Annotated in this window: 13 protein-coding genes; 5 read left to right on the forward strand and 8 right to left on the reverse strand. The window is 70.5% G+C overall.

What is annotated here, in order from left to right; genetic code table 11:
- Position 1: 1 nt before the first annotated feature.
- Positions 2-2,818 carry a family 78 glycoside hydrolase catalytic domain gene (locus tag AC3ANN_RS16650; RefSeq protein ID WP_488338495.1) on the reverse strand — a complete coding sequence of 939 codons (2,817 nt, stop codon included), beginning with the start codon at positions 2,816-2,818 and terminating at the stop codon, positions 2-4.
- 76 nt (positions 2,819-2,894) lie between these two features.
- Positions 2,895-5,567 carry a family 78 glycoside hydrolase catalytic domain gene (locus AC3ANN_RS16655; protein WP_488338496.1) on the reverse strand — a complete coding sequence of 891 codons (2,673 nt, stop codon included), beginning with the start codon at positions 5,565-5,567 and terminating at the stop codon, positions 2,895-2,897.
- 253 nt (positions 5,568-5,820) lie between these two features.
- Here AC3ANN_RS16655 and AC3ANN_RS16660 point away from each other — a divergent pair, with 253 nt between their 5' ends.
- The 3 genes from AC3ANN_RS16660 to AC3ANN_RS16670 all read left to right on the forward strand — a co-directional run bounded on the left by AC3ANN_RS16660 (position 5,821) and on the right by AC3ANN_RS16670 (position 9,043).
- Entirely contained in the window at positions 5,821-7,134 is a 1,314-nt protein-coding gene (locus AC3ANN_RS16660) for an ABC transporter substrate-binding protein (RefSeq protein WP_488338497.1), read from the forward strand.
- Positions 7,135-7,214: 80 nt separating this feature from the next.
- On the forward strand, positions 7,215-8,138 hold the full coding sequence (locus tag AC3ANN_RS16665) for a carbohydrate ABC transporter permease (protein ID WP_488338498.1): 924 nt from the start codon (positions 7,215-7,217) through the stop codon (positions 8,136-8,138).
- Positions 8,135-9,043: a carbohydrate ABC transporter permease gene (locus AC3ANN_RS16670; RefSeq protein WP_488338499.1), complete on the forward strand. Its 909-nt coding sequence runs from the start codon at positions 8,135-8,137 to the stop codon at positions 9,041-9,043. The genes AC3ANN_RS16665 and AC3ANN_RS16670 overlap by 4 nt, the downstream gene beginning before the upstream one ends.
- 15 nt (positions 9,044-9,058) lie before the next feature.
- Here the strand turns inward: AC3ANN_RS16670 and AC3ANN_RS16675 are convergent, their stop codons facing one another.
- From AC3ANN_RS16675 to AC3ANN_RS16685, 3 genes are all read right to left on the reverse strand, one after another.
- A complete protein-coding gene (locus AC3ANN_RS16675) occupies positions 9,059-9,841 on the reverse strand; it encodes a nucleotidyltransferase domain-containing protein (protein ID WP_488338500.1) in 783 nt (260 codons plus the stop codon).
- Between the two features lie 72 nt (positions 9,842-9,913).
- Positions 9,914-10,924 (reverse strand): LacI family DNA-binding transcriptional regulator, encoded by a 1,011-nt coding sequence (locus tag AC3ANN_RS16680; protein ID WP_488338501.1) that lies wholly within the window; start codon positions 10,922-10,924, stop codon positions 9,914-9,916.
- Positions 10,925-11,005: 81 nt separating this feature from the next.
- Positions 11,006-13,264, reverse strand: coding sequence for a beta-glucosidase family protein (locus AC3ANN_RS16685; RefSeq protein ID WP_488338502.1), 2,259 nt, complete (start codon positions 13,262-13,264; stop codon positions 11,006-11,008).
- A 129-nt stretch (positions 13,265-13,393) separates the two neighbouring features.
- Between AC3ANN_RS16685 and AC3ANN_RS16690 the strand changes: the two genes are divergently transcribed.
- Positions 13,394-13,555: a hypothetical protein gene (locus tag AC3ANN_RS16690; protein WP_488338503.1), complete on the forward strand. Its 162-nt coding sequence runs from the start codon at positions 13,394-13,396 to the stop codon at positions 13,553-13,555.
- 127 nt (positions 13,556-13,682) lie between these two features.
- Here the strand turns inward: AC3ANN_RS16690 and AC3ANN_RS16695 are convergent, their stop codons facing one another.
- The 3 genes from AC3ANN_RS16695 to AC3ANN_RS16705 form a co-directional block, all read right to left on the reverse strand.
- Positions 13,683-14,528 (reverse strand): transglutaminase family protein, encoded by an 846-nt coding sequence (locus tag AC3ANN_RS16695; protein ID WP_488338504.1) that lies wholly within the window; start codon positions 14,526-14,528, stop codon positions 13,683-13,685.
- Positions 14,525-15,457 carry an alpha-E domain-containing protein gene (locus tag AC3ANN_RS16700; protein WP_488340859.1) on the reverse strand — a complete coding sequence of 311 codons (933 nt, stop codon included), beginning with the start codon at positions 15,455-15,457 and terminating at the stop codon, positions 14,525-14,527. Before AC3ANN_RS16700 ends, AC3ANN_RS16695 begins: the two co-directional genes overlap by 4 nt.
- A 75-nt stretch (positions 15,458-15,532) precedes the next feature.
- Positions 15,533-17,314, reverse strand: coding sequence for a circularly permuted type 2 ATP-grasp protein (locus AC3ANN_RS16705; protein WP_488338505.1), 1,782 nt, complete (start codon positions 17,312-17,314; stop codon positions 15,533-15,535).
- A gap of 78 nt (positions 17,315-17,392) precedes the next feature.
- Here AC3ANN_RS16705 and AC3ANN_RS16710 point away from each other — a divergent pair, with 78 nt between their 5' ends.
- A complete protein-coding gene (locus AC3ANN_RS16710) occupies positions 17,393-19,054 on the forward strand; it encodes a molybdopterin-dependent oxidoreductase (protein ID WP_488338506.1) in 1,662 nt (553 codons plus the stop codon).
- The last annotated feature ends 23 nt before the right edge of the window (positions 19,055-19,077 follow it).

Raw genomic sequence — 19,077 nt, forward strand, 5'->3', positions numbered from 1 at the left:
GTCATCGCCGGCGCTCGGCGGAGACCGCCGCCAGCCGCTCCTCGATCGCCCGCTGGAGGTCGGGCCCCGCGACCATGAACAGGGCCTCGCCCAGCTCCCGTCCCGGCACCCACTTCGTCGTCGTCCGGAATCTCTCAGCCGCGTCGGGCGAGTCGGCCCCGAGCACGTCGAGCACCGCCCTGTACGCCTCGGAGTCGTCGATGACGTCGGCGAGACTCGAGTCCAGCCCCACGCGCGCCGGCGCGACCTGCTCCGCGACGTCGGCGACCTCCCACGCGTGCGCGCCCGACCCGACCTCGTGCGATCGCCCGTCGGGCAGCACGACGGTCGCCGTGGTGTTGGGAGGGATCACGGCCTCGACTCGGATGACGCCGTCGGCGCGCGTCCACGCGGAGCGAGCTCGCCCGTAGGGCGTGAGGTGCTCGGCCGATGCGTGGTCGAAGCCGCCCAGCGGTCGCGGCTCGATCCGGATGCGGGCGTACCCCGGGGCGTCCGGGGCGAGGCCGGCCACCACGCGATGCAGCCAGTCGCCGATCGCCCCGAAGGCGTAGTGGTTGAACGACGTCATCTCGCCCGGATTGATCGTGCCATCGGGCAGCATCGAGTCCCACCGCTCCCAGACCGTCGTCGCTCCCATCGTCACCGGGTACAGCCATGACGGGTTCTCGGTCTGCACGAGCAGCCGGCGCGCCGTCTCGACGTGGCCCGTGCGGGTGAGTGCGTCCTGGATGATCGGCGTCCCGACGAACCCGGTCCCGATGTGGTAGCCGGACTGGCGCGTCAGCGCGGCGAGCCGATCCCCCAGCGCCGCGTGCTGCTCTGCCGGTGCGATGTCGAAGACGATCGCGAGCGCATACGCCGTCTGCGCGTCCGACATCATGCGCCCCGCCGGAGTGACGTACTCGGCGTTGAACGCGGCACGGACCTCGTCGGCGATGCGCGAGTACTCGACCGCCTCGTCCGCACGGCCGAGCAGCTCGGCGGCGCGAGCGACGGCGTCCGCGGAGCGGAAGAGGTACGCGGTCGCGACGATGTCGGCATCCGTCTTCGCGTTCGCCGGCAGGTGAGGCGGCGCGTCGGGGTCGAGCCAGTCGCCGAACTGGAACCGACCCTCCCACAGCCGCCGGTCGCCGGCGATGTCGATGAGGACGTCGGTCCATGCCTTCATGCTCGGGTACTGCCGCTCGAGGGTCGCGGTGTCGGCGAAGCGCTCGTGCAGCACCCACGGCACGACGGTCGCGGCATCGCCCCACGCGGCGGCGGGACGCGCCGGGCCGAGCACGTTCGGCACCACGAACGGCACCACCCCGTCCGATTCCGACTGCTCGATCGCGAGGTCGCGCAGCCACGAGTCCAGGAAGCCGCGTACGTCGTACAGGAACGACGCCGTCGGCGCGAACACCTGGATGTCGCCGGTCCAGCCCAGGCGCTCGTCGCGCTGCGGGCAGTCAGTCGGCACGGACAGGAAGTTTCCGCGGAGTCCCCACACCACGTTCTCGTGAAGGCGGTTCACGAGCGGGTCGGATGCCTCGAACCAGCCGGTGCGCTCCATGTCGCTGTGGATCACGACCGCGGTGACGGCGGACGGGTCGAACTGGCCTGGCCAGCCCGAGACCTCCGCGTAGCGGAAGCCGTGGAACGTGAACTCGGGCTCCCACTCCTCGACACCCTCGCCCGACAGGACGTACCGGTCGGTGGCCGCCGCGGCCCGCAGCGGCCGCGTTCCGAGCTCGCCGTGCTCGAGCACCTCCGCGTGACGCAGCGTCACCTCGGTGCCCGCGGGCCCCTCGACCCGGATCCGCAGCCGCCCGACGAGGTTCTGGCCGAAGTCCAGCACCGTCTTGCCGCTCGGTGTCGTGATGACCTCCTGCACGGGAAGCTCCTCGAGCCGGCGGACGAACGGCGACACACGCGCCTCGGGCGTCGCGACGGCGTCGAGCACCGCGGCAGGACGCCATCCGGAGTCGTCGTATCCGGCCTCCGCGAAGCCGCGACCCGTCGCATCGACGAGCGCGCGGCGCGCGTCGTAGTCCTCGCCGGCGTAGAGGCCGCTCGCGGTGAGCGGTCCGGTCGACGCCCGCCACGAGGCATCCGTCGCCACCCATTCGCTCGACCCGTCGGCGTACTCCACGAGCAGCTGCGCGGCGAAGCGCGGCTGGTCGCCGTAGTGGCGCTGGGCGCTGTCGCGGAACCCGAACCTCTCGGTCGCCCACGCGCCCGCCAGGCGCACGCCGAGCGCGTTGCGGCCCTCGGTCACGAGCGCGGTGACGTCGGTCGTCTCGTGGATCGTCCGCTGCCGGTACGGCGTCCAGCCCGGCTTCATGACATGGTCGTCGACGTCGGCGCCGTTGACAGCCACCTGGTACACGCCCACCGCAGTGGCGTACAGCGTCGCGCGCCGCACGGGGCTCGCCGGTTCGAACTCCGTCCGCAGGTACGCGGGCTGCGCGTCCTGCTCCGGGTCGGCGAGCCCGATCGTCTCCGCGGTCCACTCCTCGTCCCCGAGGAAGCCGCCCACGATCCTCCGCGGCTCGCTCCACGCTCCCTCGGCGCCGTCCTGCCCGGTGACCCGCACGCGAAGCGCGACCTCCTCGCGCGGCGCGAGCGGTCCGAAGGGCCATTCGACGCCGTGCGAGTCTCGGCCGTCGACGCGATGGGTCTCCGACCCGTCCCGCCGGACGAGCTCGAGCTCCGCTCCGGCCTGGAGCCAGCCCGGCGAATCGGTCTCGGTGCGCCAGCCGATGCGTGGTGCGGGCGTGGCGACGACGTCGCTGCGGTACGGGGCTTCGATGACGATGCGGGCGGTGGGCTTGCTCATGGCGCTCCTTCGTGCGGGTCCGGTGCTTCGGATCGGTCGGATTGCGGCGGCTCTGCGTGGACGCGGCCGTGACGGGTCAGGCGGAGACGGTCACCTCCGGCCGGGCGACCGCCGGCGCGGTCACGACGATGCGGTGCGAGCCATGGCCGAGCTCTCGTGACGGTGCCTCGCCGTCGACGGTGATGTCGGAGTCGGCCGTGATCGGCAGGTCCAGCCGCGCGCGGCACCCGAACGGCACCTCCAGGCTCGCCTCGAACCGCTCGCCCGCGAGCCGCCAGTCGATCGCGAGGCGGCCGTAGGGGGTGTCGATGGATGCCGAGGCCCGGTCCAGCCCGTCGGCCGGACGCGGCGCGACCCGCACGACCCGGTAGCCCGGCTCCGCCGGCGCGAGGCCCGCGACCGTGCGGTACACCCAGTCGATCATGGCCCCGTATGCGTAGTGGTTGAACGACAGCATTCCGGTGTTCTCGGGACCGCCCTCGGTGGGCGCCGCGTCCATCGCGCCGGAGTGGATCGAGCCGTCGGGGAGGATCGCGTCCCACCGCTCCCACACCGTGGTGGCGCCGCGGTCGACCTGGTACAGCCACGACGGCGCCTCGCGCCGCAGCACCATGAGGTAGGCCTCGTCGAGGTGCCCGAATCGCGAGAGCGCGAACAGCACGAGCGGCGTGCCGAGGAAACCGGTCGCGATGCGCCCGGCCTCGCGACGCACGTTCTCGGCGAGGGCGGCCGCGATCTCGGCGTGCCGCTCCTCGGGTGCGATGCCGAACTCGATCGCGAGCGCGGCGCCCGTCTGGGTCGCGATCGCCGCCTCGCCCCAGCGCGCGAACGTCTCGGCCGCGACCTGGTCCGCCAGCCGCTCGTAATCGTCCGCCCGCACGGCGTCGCCGACCAGGCGCTCGGCGCGCGCGAGCAGGCGTGCTGAACGGACGTAGAAAGCGTTCGCGACGTAGTCGCTCGAGACCTTCGCCTCCCATGGCCGGTCGGCCGGCGCGTCGGGATCGAGCCAGTCGCCGTACTGGAAGGACGGCGGCAGCACGATGTCGTCGCCGGCGCGCCGACGGAGGTGCTCGACCCACCGGCGCATGCTGTCGAGTTGCTGCGACAGGATCTCGGCGGACCCGTACGACTCGTACACGGCGAACGGCACGATGGTGGCGGCATCCGCCCAACCCGCCCGCCCCATGTTCTCGATCGGGCCGCCCTGCATGACGATGTCCTGCGGGCGGATGATGTCGGGCACGACGGAGGGAACTCCGGCGTCGGTCTGGTCGATCGCGAGGTCGGTCAGCCACGACCGCCAGAAGGCCTCCGAGTCGACGAGCGTGCACGCGGTCGCGGCGAACGCCTGGGCGTCGCCGGTCCATCCCAGCCGCTCGTCGCGCTGCGGGCAGTCGGTCGGCACCGAGACGAAGTTGTCGCGCAGCGACCACAGCACGTTCGAGTGGAACTGGTCCAGCGCCGCGTGCGACGACGAGAACGAGCTGCGAGGCGCGAGGTCGCTCGAGATCGCGACGGCGACCGCCGACACGACCTCCGCGCCTTCGACATCGGCGTAGCGGAAGCCGTGGAACGTGAACGCCGGTTCGAGCGTGTGCTCGCCGTCGCGGTCGAGCGTGTACACGTCGGTCGCCTTCGCCGAGCGCAGCGCCGTCAGGTGCAGATCTCCGGACGGCTCGAGGACTTCGGCGTGCCGCACCGTGACGGTGTCGCCGGCCTCCCCGCGCACCGTCAGCCGCACCCACCCCGCGATGTTCTGCCCGCCGTCGAGCCGCGAGCGACCCGCGTGCGTCGACACCGACATGGGCAGTTCCGCGATCACCCGCACCGGCGGGGCCGACCGGGGCACGAATCGCGTCCGGTCGACGGAGATGACGGATGCCGCGGCCCAGCCCTCGCCCGAGAACCCCGGTTCGTGGGCGGCGGGGTCATCCAGGCGCAGGTCGATCACGGTCCCGTCGTAGATGCTCGCACTGCGGACCGCTCCGAATCCGCCTCGCCACGAGGCATCCGTCTTCGCGACCACCCGGCCATCGGCCTCGATCTGCGCCAGCGCGCCGAGCCGGTCGCCGTAGATCTCGGTGCGGCGTGCGAACCCGAAGCTGCCGCGGTACCAGCCGTCGGCGACCGCGAGGACGACGACGTTCTGCCCCTCGCGGAGGAGGTCGGTGACGTCGAGGGTGTCGACGACGATCCGCTCCTGGTACGAGGTCCACCCGGGCGTGAGGTGCGCGTCGGTCGCGCGGACGCCGTTGATCCACGCGTCGACGAGACCCAGCGCGCTCAGACGCAGCCGTCCTGCGGCCGGGCGGTGCTCGAGTGAGAACTCGGCGCGCAGCAGCTGCGCCGGTCCGTCCACCGGCGCGTCGATGCCGACGACATCGGCCTCGAGCTCGGGTCCGTCCACACCGGCCTCGACGATGAGGCGATCGCTCCACGGCGACCAGCCCGCGGCGGTCGCCACCCGGACCGCGAACGCCCGGCGCTCGCCCGCGCGGAGATCGCCCTCGATGCGCGCGCCGGTCGCGTCGGCATCCGCGACGGCAGCGGACTCGGCGAGGTCGTCGTGCTCGGATCCGCTGGCGATCTGGTAGCCCAGCACGCGCGCGTCGGCGTCGGAACTCGTGATGCGCCACGAGAGCCGGAGCCCGGAGCGCGGGACGCCGAGGAGTCCCGGAGCGTGCTGCGTGCGGAGGCCGACCACCGTCGTGGCGAGGTCGGGCTCTGAGGGGAGGGGAAGCGCCGTCATGGCCGGAGTCCTTTCGCCGGACAGCAGCGTCGCCGCCCGTGCCTCCATCGTGAAACGATTCATGGTTCGTTGTCAACCAGAGTGTAGACCGTTACACGATCGTGACGGCCGGTTTCGACATGACTGTTGACGACCTTGCTTGCGCGACGTACCTTACGAGGAGTTGAATGGTTTCAACGACCATTCGGCGCAGCACCAGGGAATCCGGCAGCGTGGGCGGAATCGGCCGCTCGGCTTTACAAGGAGGTAAAGGATGAAGAGCAATCGAACCCGGAGACTGCTCGTCGCGACGACGGGGATCGCCGCATTGGCGCTCCCGCTCGCGGCCTGCAGCGGCGGAGACGGCGGGGGTGGCGACGGAACGGTCGAGATCTCGTTCCTCACCCAGAACACCGGCACGAACGTCGAGGTCGCCGAGGCGCTCATCGAGGCGTTCGAGGCGGAGAACCCCGACATCACGGTCCGGCTCGAGACTCAGCCGGCCGGCACCGAGGGCGACAACCTCATGAAGACCAAGCTGGCCACCGGCGAGATGGAGGACGTCTTCGGATACAACTCGGGATCGCTGTTCCAGGCGCTCAATCCCGATCAGAACCTCGTGCCCCTCGATGACCAGCCGTGGGTCGCAGACCTGATCGACACCATGAAGGCGGTCGTGTCCACCGAGAACGGCATCTACGGCGCGCCATTCGGCTCGACCCAGGCCGGCGCGGTCGTCTACAACAAGAAGGTCTACGCCGACCTCGGTCTCGAGGTGCCCACGAGCTGGGAGGAGTTCGCCGCGAACAACGAGGCCATCAAGGCCGCCGGGATCGCCCCCGTCGTCCAGACCTACGGCGACACCTGGACCAGCCAGCTCTTCGTGCTGGGAGACTTCGGGAACGTCCTCGCGCAGGACCCGGACTGGGCCGAGGAGTACACCGCGGGCAACCGCAAGTACGTCGACGAGCCGGCCCTTCAGGGCTTCGCCAACCAGCAGGAGGGCTTCGACGCGGGCTGGTGGAACGAGGACTTCGCCTCGGCGCTCTACGACGACGGCGCACGCATGGTCGCGACGGGAGAGGGTGCCCACTACCCGATCCTCACCGGCATCGTGACGACGTTCCAGCAGAACTACCCCGACGAGCTCGAGAACATCGGCGTCTTCCCGCTTCCCGCGCAGAACGCCGAGGACACCAAGCTCACGGTGTGGCTGCCCAACGCCGTCTACATCCCCAAGACGACCGAGGGCGACAAGCTCGAGGCCGCCAAGACGTTCGTCGCGTTCATCAACGACGCCGGCGGCTGCAAGATCCAGACCGAGGTCATGGTGCCGAGCGGGCCGTTCGCGACGAGCGCCTGCACGTTGCCCGACGACGTCCCCGGCCTGCTGAAGGACATGCAGCCGTACTTCGACGAGGGCAACACCAACCCGGCGCTCGAGTTCCTCTCGCCGATCAAGGGGCCGAACCTCGAGAACATCACGGTCGAGGTCGGGTCGGGCATCCGCTCCGCTGAGGACGGGGCCGCCCTGTACGACGAGGATGTCGTCAAGCAGGCGCAGCAGCTCGGCCTGGAAGGCTGGTGAGACACCGGGCCTGAAACCTGTCCGTCGGTGGGGGCCGTGTCGCCCGCGGCACGGCCCCCACCCACATCAATGGAGATGAGATGACGACGATCGCGGAACGCCCGCGCGAGAAGACCGCCCCGCCGCCCCCGCGCGCGAAGCGCAGGCCGATGAAGAGCATGTACCCGACGTGGTTCTACATCCCGTCCGGTGTGCTCTACGTCGTCCTCTTCGCCGTGCCGACGTTCGCGTCGTTCTACTTCGCGCTGACGCGGTGGTCGCTCTTCGACGTCGAGTTCATCGGCCTCGACAACTTCGTGACGTTCTTCACAGAGCCGATGCTGTTCCAGGGCCTCATCAACACGTTCGTCTACGGATTCCTGACGTCGGCGTTCAAGGTGGTCCTCGGCCTCGCGCTGGCCGTGCTGCTCACGGGCTCGATCCTCGGCCGCGGCTACCTCCGCTCGACGATCTTCTTCCCGGTGCTGGTCTCGACGATCGGCGTCGGCATCACGTTCAAGGTCCTGATGGACCCGTTCGACGGGCTCATCAACAAGACTCTCGCGACGTTCGGCATCGAGGGGCCGGGCTGGCTCACCGACCCGGCGTGGGCGCTGTTCTCGGTCGCTCTCGTCGACGTCTGGAAGGGCGTCGGGATCGCGACGCTGATCTACATCGCCGGCATCGTGGCGATCCCCCAGGAGTACTTCGAGGCGGCCAAGGTCGACGGCGCCGGTGCGTGGAAGAGCTTCTGGAACATCACGCTCCCGCTCGTGCGCCCCGCGACGGCGACCGTCGTGCTGCTCTCGCTCATCGGCGGCCTGCGCTCGTTCGAGCTCATCTGGGCCATGACACGCGGCGGCCCCGGATTCTCGAGCGACGTCATCGCGTCGGTGATCTACAAGCAGTACCAAGCCGGCTTCTACGGTCTCTCGACCGCCGGCAACGTGGTGCTGTTCATCATCGTGACGGCGATCATCGTGCCCATCTCGTACCTCCTCAACCGCCGGCAGGTGGAGTCATGACCCTCACGCGCACCCTCACCACCGCGGGGGCCAAGCCCTCCCGGATCCGCCAGGACCGCCGGCCGATGACGCTGAAGCGATTCCTGCGCAAGTACCTGCTCGGCATCATCGCGATCCTCGCCTCGATCGTCGTGTTCATCGTGCCGTTCGCGTTCATCTTCCTGACCGCCGCGAAGAACATGCAGGAGGCGTCGCTCTTCGAGTTCTCGCTGCCGCAGCAGGGCTGGCACCTGTGGGAGAACTTCCTGACCGTGCTGCAGACGCGCGACTTCATCATCGTGCGCGCGTTCGTCAACAGCACGATCCTCACGATCGCGTCCGTCGCGATCATGGTCGTGTTCGCCGCGATGGTCGGGTACGTGCTCCAGCGGCGCAAGTCCCGCTGGAACCACCTCATCAACTTCTTCGTGCTCGCCGGTCTCATCGTCCCGCCCGCGGTCGTTCCGACGATCTGGGTCATGCAGACCCTCGGGATCTTCAAGACGATGCCGGGGATGATCCTCATCGAGGCCACCTTCGGCCTGTCGTTCTGCATCCTGCTGTTCCGGGCGTTCGTGGCGACGATCCCCAAGGAGCTCGACGAGGCCGCGATCATCGACGGCGCCGGCCCCATGCGGCTCTTCTTCACGGTGGTGCTGCCGCTGCTGAAGCCGGTGGTCGTGACCGTGATCGTGGTGCAGGCCGTCGCGGTGTTCAACGACTTCACCGGGCCGCTGTACTTCCTGCCCGGCGATGCGAACGCGACGGTGCAGCTGACGCTCTACAACTTCCAGAGCCAGGCCGCGAGCCAGTGGAACCTGCTGTTCATGGACATCCTGCTCATCACGATCCCGCCGCTGATCATGTACATCTTCTTCAACCGGCAGATCGTCGCGGGCATGACCAGCGGAGCCGTCAAGGGCTGAGCCGCGACATCCGTCTCACCAGTACTCGGCCGGCACCGTGCCGCGCAGCCACGCGAGCTCGTTGTCGCGGATGAAGATCGACAGGGTGTCGGCAGGGTCGAGCCCCTCGCCGAGCCACGGGAACAGGATGTCGAGGAGCGCCTGGCCGGAGGCGGTGTCGGGCTCTTCGACCACGCGCTCCCACGCGTCGACGAAGCCCGCCGGCGTGGGCACGGTGCGGACGAGCTTCGAGACGTACTTCGGGCCCGGCAGCATGACGTGCGCCGCGGCCAGAGCGGCTCGCGCCGCCGCGAGCGCGAGGTGCACGCCGGCGTGGCGTCGCAGGAACGGATCGTCGCGCTCGACCGCCTGCCGCAGGAAGTAGCCGCCGTAGAGCCGCGCCTGCGAGAGATACGAGCGCACGCGCTCGTCCCACACGTCATCGGGCAGCGACGTGATCCGGTCGATGAGCCCCTCGAGGCCGGGCAGCTCGCTCCACGCCACCCGGGCGCTCAGGAACGACGCCCTGGTGGGATCGTCCGCGCGCTCGGTGGCCCGTTCCAGGTACGAAGGGCTCGCGAGCTTGATGTCGATGTACGAGCCCGGGTAGTCCACGCCCTGGCGCTCGATCCACGCGAAGCGCCCCGCCGCGGTCTCGGCTGCGAACCGCTCGTCGTCGACGACGAGGTAGACGTCGACGTCCGAGTCTTCGCGCTCCCTCCCCTGGGCGACGGATCCGACCAGCACCACGGCGAGCGCGCCGGGCTCCCTGCGCACCGATTCGACATAGGCGTCGAGCGCCCGTTCCTGATGTTCCACATCTGCTCCTTCGCGACGATCGTCTGCTTCCCCCGACGCGGCCCGGATCGGCGTTGTCGAGGCCGGCTGGGGTCAGGCCGGCGGCCGCGTGGACGCCCGCACGATCAGCTCTGCGTCGAACGTCTGACGCGCGGGCTCGGCCCGGCCCGCGAACCGCTCGAGCAGCATCTCGACGGCTCGCGCGCCCATCGCCTCGCCCGGCTGATGAACCGTCGTCAGCCCGAACGCGGGATGCGACGCCAGCGGAACGTCGTCATAGCCCACGACCGCGAGCGGCAGACCCGCATCGAGCGCCGCGCGAAGGGTTCCGAAGGCGAGCTCGTCGTGAGCTGCGAACACGGCGGTCACCTCGGTGCCCCCGGCGATCTCGCGGCGCACGACGTCGTACGCGTTGCCTTCGCCCTCGTCGGTGCGCCATACCACCGCCTCGTCGGCGAGGCCCGCCGCGGCCATCGCGCGCGAGTACTCGCGCAGCCTCACGCCGTGCGGGAACGGCTCCCTGTGGTCGGACTCCCCGAGTGTGAGGTGCGCGATGCGGCGGTGCCCCAGCTCGAGCAGGTGCCGCATCGCCGCTCGGGCGCCCGCGGCATCGTCGCCGGCCACGACGTCGTAGCGCTCCGAGGTGTCGTGGCGTCCGAACATGACGACCGGGAGCGATGCGGCGATGCGCTCGAGCGCGGTCTCGTCGACGCGGGGCGAGACGGCGATGAGCCCGTCGACCTGCCGGTCGACCAGCGCTTCGAGCGCCCGGAAGCCCTTGCGCGACCCGACCTCGGCCGGGGCGATGATGAGCTGGTACGGCGTGCCCTCCAGCGCGGCGTTCGCCCCCTGCACGATCCGGGCGAAGAAGTGGTTCGACAGGTCCGGCAGCTCGATCCCGATCGTGAACGTGCGGCCTCGCATCGCCCGAGCGGCGATGCGCGGACGATAATTGAGCTCGGCCATCGCAGCGGTCACCCGCTCGCGCATCGCATCGCTCACGCCGTACGCGTTGCGCAGCACCTTCGACACCGCGGCCCGCGAGACGCCCGCGGCTTGCGCGACGTCCTCGATCGTGGCCGCACGTGGTCGCTCGACTGTCATGACATGAGGCTAACGGCGGGGAGCGGGCGCAGCCGCCGGATGGGTCGGCGACGCGCGCCGCCGACCCATCCGGTGCCGGCCCTACCGGATCGAGAAGGATGCCTCGGCGTGGGCATCTATCGAACCACCGACGGTGACCACGTAGGTGCCGGGAGCGGTCGTCCACGCGGACGCGGCGGCATCCCAGTACTCCAGCAGGTGCATGTCGGCGAGGTCCTCGGCCGACAGCGTGACCTGCACGTTCCGGTGCTCGCCGGGCTCGAGCGTGACGCGCTCCCACCCGATCAGGCGCTTGGAGGGCTCCCCCGAGGCATCCGGGAGCTCGAGGTACACCTGCGCTACCTCGGTGCCGGCGACGTCCCCGGTGTTGGTGAGCCGGAACCGCACCCGGATCTCCTTGTCGCCCGTGGTCGACCTCGGCGTCACCGTGACCTTGTCGTACGAGAACTCGGTGTAGCTGAGCCCGTGGCCGAACCCGAACAGCGGCTCGATGCCCTCGGCCTCGTACCAGCGGTAGCCGACCTTCAGCCCCTCGGCGTAGTCGACCTGGAGGATCCCCTCCTCGTCCGGCAGTCCGGGGTACTGGGCCTCCGATCCCGCCGTGGGCGTGTCGGCGAGCGACGCGGGAAACGTCATCGGCAGCTTCCCCGACGGGTTCACGTCGCCGTACACGAGGGCAGCCAGCGCCGGGCCGAACTGCTCACCCGAATGCCAGGCGTGCAAGACCGCGTCGACGTCCCCGATCCAGGGCATCTCGACCGCGGAGCCCGCGTTGAGCACGGCCACGGTGCGGGGAGCGGATGCCGCGACCGCCGCGATCAGCTCGTCCCCGTTGCCGTCCAGCCGCAGGTCGGGCAGGTCCTGGCTCTCGCCCATCGTGTAGTGCCCGAAGACGATCGCGACGTCCGCCGCTGATGCCACGGCCGCGGCATGCGCCGCGTCGGCGCCGTTGTCGTACACCACCTCGCCGCCCGCCTGGGTCACCCGCTCGGTCAGCGCGGTGAGAGGATCGACGATCGCGTCGCAGTTCAGCACCGGACCACCGGGTCCGAACGGGAAGTCCCATCCGCAGCCGGTCTTGGCGCTGACGCCGTCCGTCGGCACGCTCGACGCGGTCTGGCCGATGACCGCGACGGTGAGGTCGCCCTCGGCGAGCGGCAGCGCGCCGTCGTTCTTGAGGAGGACGGTGCTCTGCTCGGCGATCTCCCTGGCGAGGGCCTTGTGCTCGGGCGTGGAGACGTTCGCGACGGGCGTGGCGGGCACCGGGTGGTCGAAGAGTCCGCCCGCGATGTACGAGTGCACGACGCGGAAGGCGGCCTCGTCGACCCGCTCCTGCGCGATCTCACCCGCGGCGAGCGCGGCGTCCAGGCGTGCGGGGGTGAACCACCGTGGCCGGTTCAGCTCCTGATCGAGCCCGGCGTTGAGCGACGGCGCGGTCGAGTGCACCGAGCCGAAGTCGCTCATGACGTATCCCTCGAAGGGGTAGTCCTGCCGCAGGCTCGTGGTGAGGATGTCGTTCTCGCACGCGTACACGCCGTTGACCTGGTTGTACGAGCACATGAGGCTGCCGGGGTCGCTCTTGCGCACGGCGATCTCGTACGGCAGGTCGTAGATCTGCTTGAAGGTGCGCTCGTCCATGTTCGACGAGCTCGTCTGGCGTGCTTCCTCCTGCTCGTTCGCGACGTAGTGCTTGAGGTTCGCGATCACCGGCTTGTCGGGGTTGCCGTCTTCCAGACCGCGGACGTTCGCCGCGGCCATGAGCCCCGAGAGCACGGGGTCCTCGCCGAAGTACTCCGAGCCGCGACCCGACAGCGGCGTGCGGCCGGACGCGATGCCGGGTCCGAGGATCACCGCGCTGCGCTTGTCGAACGACTCGGCCGCGTGCGCAGCCGCCTTGTGCTCGCCCAGCTCCAGGTTCCACGTCGCGGCGACGGCGATCGGTCCCGGCCACGCGGTCGTGCCGGCGGACTGGTAGACGCCGTCGGGTCCGTTGGCGTAGATCACGGTCGGCGTGCAGGGGACCTGTTCGGGGTAGACCACGGGCGCTTCGCCCGCGAACCCGGGGTTCCACGTGGTGCGGGCAGGCGTGTTCGCCGGCTGTTCGACGAGCCAGCGGTACTTCTGATGCTGCGAACTGGCATCGAGGAGCGCGTGCGCACGCTCCTCGGCGGGCAGCGAGGTGTCCATCCAGGGCACCGTTGAGCAGTTCACGGCGGCGGCGGGCGCTGCTGCCGAGACCACGGCCCCACCGGCCGCCAGTGCGACACCCAGCACGAGCGCCGTCGCGCGCCTGCGCACGCTCGGCCCGCTTCCGAGCCGGTTGTTCACGAGTGACGTCATCGTCGATCCTCTCCATCGAGGAGCGATCCGTAGACCGCTCTACATAATGTAGACCGCTCTACGGTGGCATCATCCGGGCCGTCCGTCAAGGGCCCGTCTCGGCGCCGCCCCTCGGCGTACGGTGGCCCCATGGATGAGCGGCGAAGCGAGAACGACACCCCCGAGGCCCGGCTGCCCGAGGACGACAGCCCGACCGGCGGCGACGAGACGACCGAGGAGCAGCTCGACGCCGACAACCCCGTCGAGGAGGACACCCTCAAGACCCTCGACCCCGACAATCCGCCCGCCTGAGCGACCGCGCCGCCGCTCGCGGCGCGTTCGCTGCGGACCCGGAGATCCGGCTTCGCCACGGTTTCCGGGTTCGGCTGAGCCCCGGCATCCGGAAACCGTGCAGTTCTCGATCTCGGATCCGGCGAGCTCACGCTTCGCGGGTGATGGTCACCTTCACGTGCAGGCTGCTCTTGAACGGCCCGGCGTACACGCCGCGCAGCGGCGGCACGTCGCTGTAGTCGCGGCCGCGGCCGACGAGCACGTGCCGGTCGCCGATCTCGATGTTGTTGGTGGGGTCGAAGCCCTGCCACTCGCCCGCGAACCACTCGACCCATGCGTGCGATTCGCCGGTGACGGCCACGCCGACCTCGGCCGAAGGACGCGGGTGGAGGTATCCCGACACGTAGCGCGCGGGGATGCCGACCTCGCGCAGGGCGCCGAGCGTGATGTGCGCGATGTCCTGGCATACGCCCTTGCGCGCCTCCCACGCCTCACTGGCGGTGGAGTGCACGCCGGTGATGCCCTGCATGTACTCGACGGCATCCCCCACCGCGACCGCGATGGCGTGCGCCGCCTGCCCGGGACTGTCGTGCTCCGCCGCGATCGCGCGGGCGAACTCGGCCACCTCGGCGTGCGGCCGCGTGCGCCCGGTCTGAGTGAGCTGCTCGACGGTCGAGATCGAGCGGTCCACCTCGCGTGCGAGCGCGTCCCACGTGATGTCGATGTGCTCGAGCGGGCGCGGGCGCACCTCGACGAGCGAGCGCGCCGTGATCGTCAGCGCCGAGTGCGGTGAGAGCACGTCGAACGCCGCGACGCGCGTGCCGAAGTAGTCGACGTACTGATTGACGGATGTCGAGGGCTCGATGTCGAGCGACGAGTTGAGCACGAACTGGCTGTCGGTCGAGACCGGGAGCATGCGCGCCTCGTTGTACGACGCGGTGACATCGCCCTGATAGCCGAACCCGGTCTGGTGCTCGATGCGCAGTCTCTTCATGAGATCTCTCCGATCCAGCTGGGCTCGGCCTGCGTCGGGAAGAACCGGCCGCGAATCGCCTCGGACGCCTCGCGCGTCACCGTCTGCACGCGCTGCATGTGCTGCGGCAGCTCGTTCAGGATCTCGGAGATGGGGCGGTACTCGAGCTCGTTGCGGATCTGCCCGAGAGCCCGCAGCACCGTGTTCGAGTGGCCGACTCGGTCCGCGCGCGGATCGATGGCGCTCATGCACTCCTCGGCGCGCTGGATCGAGTAGATGATCGAGCGCGGGAACAGGCGGTCCAGCAGCAGGAACTCCGCCGCATTGCGCGCGCTGGGCATGCCGCGGTAGGTGCGCAGGTATGCCTCATAAGCCCCGCACGAACGCAGGATGGTGGTCCACGACGGACCGGATGCCTCGGTCAGCGACCGCGTGGCGAGCAGGCGCGCCGTCATGTCGGTGCGCTCGATGCTGCGTCCGAGCGTGAAGAACTGCCACGCCTCGTCCCGGCTCGTCGAGGAGTCCACGATGCCCACCGCGAGTGCAGCGCGCTCGCGCACCCACTGGAAGAACTCGTGCACCCGGTCGTTCTGCAGGCGGCGAGGCATCCGTGCGTTCGTGGTGTTGAGCGTCTCCCACAGCTCGCTCGACACGATCTCGCGCGCCCGGCGCGCGTTCTCTCGGGCGGCGGTGAGCGCATAGGCGATGCTCGACGGGTTCATGCGGTCGACGGCGAGACGCGACAGCACATCGCCGCGGCGCACGTGCTCGACGCCCTCGGGCGGCAGCGACCCCATGACGCTGAGCAGCGACCGACACGCGGTGTCCTCGTCGATCCACGGGTCTTCGAGCAGCAGCTGCAGATGGACGTCGAGGATGCGCGCGGTGCCGTCGGAGCGCTCGATGTACCGCCCGATCCAGAACAGACTTTCAGCGATGCGACTCAGCACGTTCGTCACACCTCGATCCGAGGCAGGTTGTTGAGGAGGTCGCTCTGCGACCGTATCGAAACACGACGACGCGGCTCAGCATGGCGTCCCGCCCTCGAGCATGTCCCGATCTCTGTCGTTCCCGGGCTCCCTTGTGGCGGATTGCGGGACATGGCCCGCCGCAATCGGGACACGGTGGGCATTGACGGATGCCTCGACCTGCGCCTGCTGCTGCTGCTCCCGCTGCTCGACCCGGGAGCCTGGGGCATCCTGCGGTGAGTGCGTCGGCTCGGACTGCGCGTCGTAGATGATCGGGATCGCGGCGGTGACGCTCGCCGCCTGGTCCGCGACCAGCCCCGAGACGCCTTGCCCCTGCCCGTACTCGACGTGGGCGGGGGCGGATCCGCCGATGACCCACGTGTCCTTCGAGCCGCCGCCCTGGCTCGAGTTCACGACGAGCTGACCCTCGGGCAGGGCGACGCGCGTCAGCCCGCCGGGGAGCACCCACACGTCCTCGCCGTCGTTGACGGCGAACGGCCGCAGATCCGCGTGGCGCGGGCGCATCCCGTCCTCCACGAGGGTCGGGATCGTCGAGAGCATCACGACCGGCTGGGCGATCCAGCCGCGAGGGTCGGCGAGCAGGCGCTGCCGGAGCTTGGCGAGTTCGGCGGGTGAGGCATCCGGCCCCACCACCAGGCCCTTGCCGCCCGAGCCGTCGACCGGCTTCACCACGAGCTCGTCGAGCCGGTCGAGCACCTCTTCGAGCGCCTCGGGATCCTCGAGCCGCCACGTGTCGACGTTCTTGAGGATGGGCTCCTCGGCGAGGTAGTACCGGACGAGGTCGGGCACGTAGGTGTAGAGCAGCTTGTCGTCGGCGACGCCGTTGCCGACCGCGTTGGCGATCGTGACGTTGCCCAGTCGCGCGGCGAGCATGAGGCCGGGGGCGCCGAGCATCGAGTCGGCGCGGAACTGCAGCGGATCGAGGAAGTCGTCGTCGACGCGGCGGTAGATGACGTCGACGCGCTTGGGCCCGCGGGTGGTGCGCATGAACACCTTGCCGCCGATGCAGAGCAGGTCCCGGCCCTCGACGAGCTCGACGCCCATGAGCCGCGCGAGCAGCGTGTGCTCGAAGTATGCGGAGTTGTAGACGCCCGGCGTGAGCACGACGACGTTCGGGTCCTCGATGCCCGCGGGCGCGGACGCGCGCAGCGCCGCGAGCAGCTTGTTGGGGTAGTCACCCACCGGGCGCACGCGCATCGAGACGAACAGCTCGGGCAGCGTCTGCGCCATCACGCGCCGGTTCGAGATCACATACGAGACCCCCGACGGCACGCGCACGTTGTCTTCGAGCACGCGCATCTCGCCGTGCTCGTCGCGGATGAGGTCGATGCCCGACACCTGGATGCGCACGCCGTTGGCGGGCACGATGCCGGCGGCCTGACGGTAGAAGTACTGCGAGCTCGAGATCAGCCGGGCCGGCAGCACCTCGTCGCGCACGCAGTGCTGGTGTCCGTACGCGTCGGCGAGGAAGGCCTCCAGCGCCCGCACGCGCTGCTTGACCCCCGCCTCGATGCGCGACCACTCGTCGTACGCGATGACGCGGGGCACGGCATCCAGCGGGAACGGACGCTCCTCGCCGGCGAAGTCGAAGGTGACGCCCTGCGCGAGGTACGAGCTGGCCAGCGAGTCGGTACGCCCGCGGAGCTCCTCCTGGGTCATCTGCGCGAGGGCCTGATAGAGCTCACGGTAGGCCGCGCGCGACTCGGCGGGCGCGCCCGGATGGGCGGGACTGCCGAACATCTCGTCGAACGGCGGGACGCCCGAGGGCGTCTTTCGCGGCGCCAGCGTGGAGCCGTAGCCGTCGAACAGATCACCCATGCGACGAGCCTAACCGCGCCGCGTTGCGGCCTTGTTTCGGGCGACCCTGACGGGTGCCGGCGGACGTACGCTTGCCTCGTGGCGGCGCAGCCTGCGGATCGTGCCCCGGCACCCCTGACCTGGGTGGCGGGGGTGGCCGCCGTCGTGCTCGGCGCCGGGGCGGGCGAGCTGGTCGCAGGCGCGGTGGCGCCGGCATCGAGCCCGGTCGCCGCGATCGGCTCGGCGCTCATCGACATCGCGCCGACGTGGGCGAAGGATGCCGCGATCGCGCTCTTCGGCACCGCCGACAAGATCGCGCTCATCGTCGGCATCGCGCTCGTCCTGCTCGTGGTCGCCGCGCTGGCCGGGTGGCTGCAGGCGCGGTTCCCGCCGTGGGGTCTCGTCGTCGCCGCCGGCGTCGGCGCGGTCGGCGCGGTCGTCGCCGCGACCCGGCCCAGTGCGGGCCCGCTCGCTTGGGCACCGGCCGTCGTGGCGGCCGTGGTGGCTTCGATCGCGCTGTGGCTGCTGGCACGGATGCTGCGCTCCGCCGCATCCGCCGCATCCGCCGCACCGCCGCCGGCCGACGCCGACGCCTCCGCCGCCCGGTCGTCACAGATGCACGCCGATCCCGCCGATTCGCGTGCATCCGTGACGAACGAACCGCAGCGCGCCGCGGGTGCGAGGCCACTGCCGCCGAGCCGGCGCGCGTTCTTCGCGTGGGCCGGCGCGGCGGCGGCCGCGGGGATCCTCGCGGCCGCCGTCGGCAGTGTCCGCAGCACCGCCTCGGCCACCGTCGCCGCGATCCGACGGGCGGTGCGCCTGCCGGCGGCGGCGACGGAGGCATCCCCCGTCCCCTCGGGAGCCGAGCTGGCGATACCGGGGCTCGCCCGCGTCGTGACGCCGAACGACCGGTTCTACCGCATCGACACCGCCCTCATCGTGCCGGAGGTCGACCCCGACGACTGGCGCCTGCGCGTGCACGGCATGGTCGCCGACGAGTTCGAGCTCACGTGGGACGAGCTCATGGAGCTGCCGCTCGAAGAGAGCTGGACGACGCTGGCGTGCGTCTCGAACGAGGTCGGCGGCACCCTGATCGGCAACGCGAAGTGGCTCGGGTATCCGGTGCGGTACCTGCTCGAGCGGGCGCGGCCCGCGGCGGATGCCGACATGGTGCTGTCGCGTTCGGTCGACGGGTTCACGGCATCCACTCCGCTCGAATCCCTCACCGACGGGCGCAACGCGATCCTCGCGGTGGGCATGAACGACGAGCCGCTGCCGATCGAGCACGGCTTCCCGGCGCGGCTGGTCGTGCCGGGCCTGTACGGGTACGTGTCGGCGACGAAGTGGGTCGAAAGCCTCGAGGTGACCCGCTTCGACCGGGCACGGGCGTACTGGACCGACCGCGGATGGTCCGAGCGTGGGCCGATCAAGCTGCAGTCCCGCATCGACGTGCCGCGCAAGGGGCAGGGGCTGAGCGCGGGGGATGCCGTCATCGCGGGGGTCGCATGGCACCAGGGCGTCGGCATCGCCGCGGTCGAGGTGCAGGTCGACGACGGACCATGGCAGGAGGCGACACTCGCGAGCGCGATCTCGGACGACACGTGGGTGCAATGGCGCCTGCCCTGGGAGGCGCCGGCCGGCGAACACCTGCTCCGCTGCCGCGCGACCGGCAAGGACGGGGAGCGCCAGACGCCCGATCGTGCGGCGCCCGCGCCGGACGGAGCGACCGGCTGGCACGAGCGGTTCGTGCAGGTGTTCTGACGGATTGGTTCTACCAGACGGCA

It is taken from the genome of Microbacterium sp. STRO-2N (assembly GCF_057747775.1).